The following is a 1,097-nucleotide window of genomic DNA, read 5'->3' as shown; positions in this document are numbered from 1 at the left end:
AGACACCGCCTGCAGCTGCTTTGCACTGAATTTCATCGTTTCTCCTGCACGGTATCAAAAGGCGTCAGCGTAAAATGCTCGCCGTTATGCCGGTAATGCCACTGCTCAATCCCGGTTAAAAAGTGCGCACGCTGCTCTTCGGATAACAGAGTGTTTATCGAATGCAGCACGCCGGGGTCGTAAAAACGAAAGAGCGCCACCTGGCCGTCATCCAGCCGGATATTGAGCAGGGAAGCCAGATGACCGGCCATCACGGTAAAATCTGCCCGGGTCTCCAGCCACGACACGGCGGGGAACTGTTGCTCCAGCTGAATCAGCTCATCCTCCCGTTCGGGCACCTCCGCAATATTGATAAGCCACGGTCCGGCCCAGGCAATCTGTGTGTCGGGAAAGGTGTTGAACAACGGTAAGGTGGTTTCTTTGTCATAACTGAGTTCACGCCCGAAAGCGCGGTCATACTGCAGACCGCACACCAGCGCGTACAGGCGCTTTGCCGGAATATCGGCGAGTTGTTCTGTGGTGAGATGTTGCATCAGCTCTGCCCCCTGATAACCAGCGTCTGTCCGCTGCCGGCCGCCTTCATCAGGCAGCTCAGGCACAGCGGTTTCAGCTCACCGGTGACCGGCAACAGCGCAGCCGGTGTCGGCGGCGGGGGCTCAGCGGGTATTCCTGGTACATCCGGCAATTTTCCGTTCCAGTCGCCCACCCGTCCTGGTGCACCGCTGCCCAGGCCAATCATGTCGCTGCTGGTGATGCCGGTGGGGTCAATGGTGATCCAGTGACCGCCCACGATCAGCGTCAGCGATTCACCACATTCAATCACCGCCTTTTTCCCGGCCATCAGGCGCATGTCCTGCTGAGTCTGCGCGTAGAGGCTGTTTTTGGCCTGCAGATGAATATCCGCACCGCCATTCACTGAGATATCCTGTTTAGCCAGCAGACGATATTCGTTATCGACGGTGGTAAACAGGTTGTTTTTGATGTGTCCGGTTTTATCATTTCCCGTGATTTCATTGATATTATTCAGAATATCAACGTTCATATCCCGCTGTCCGTGTAGGTAGATTTGCTCCATCCCGGCTTTGTCTTCAAAGGAG

Annotated in this window: 1 protein-coding gene and 1 pseudogene; both read right to left on the bottom strand. The window is 55.5% G+C overall.

Translation table 11 applies throughout. The annotated features are described in order from the left end of the window. Positions 1-32: 32 nt before the first annotated feature. Positions 33-533 (bottom strand): DUF4123 domain-containing protein, encoded by a 501-nt coding sequence (locus tag DEO48_RS23030; protein WP_109846401.1) that lies wholly within the window; start codon positions 531-533, stop codon positions 33-35. Further along, positions 533-1,097 (bottom strand): annotated as a pseudogene (locus tag DEO48_RS23025) (type VI secretion system tip protein VgrG); the annotation flags it as partial. The gene DEO48_RS23030 and the pseudogene DEO48_RS23025, both read right to left, overlap by 1 nt.

This window comes from Enterobacter sp. CGMCC 5087 (genome assembly GCF_003144775.1).
GTDB lineage: Bacteria > Pseudomonadota > Gammaproteobacteria > Enterobacterales > Enterobacteriaceae > Enterobacter > Enterobacter cloacae_M.
Note: the sequence above shows the minus strand (reverse complement) of the source record. Positions and strands in the feature narration are given on the sequence as shown.

What these genes read in the sequence shown, in the direction of transcription:
- DEO48_RS23030 (WP_109846401.1), bottom strand. Translation starts at nt 533, where the DNA reads ATGCAACATCTCACCACAGAACAACTCGCCGATATTCCGGCAAAGCGC.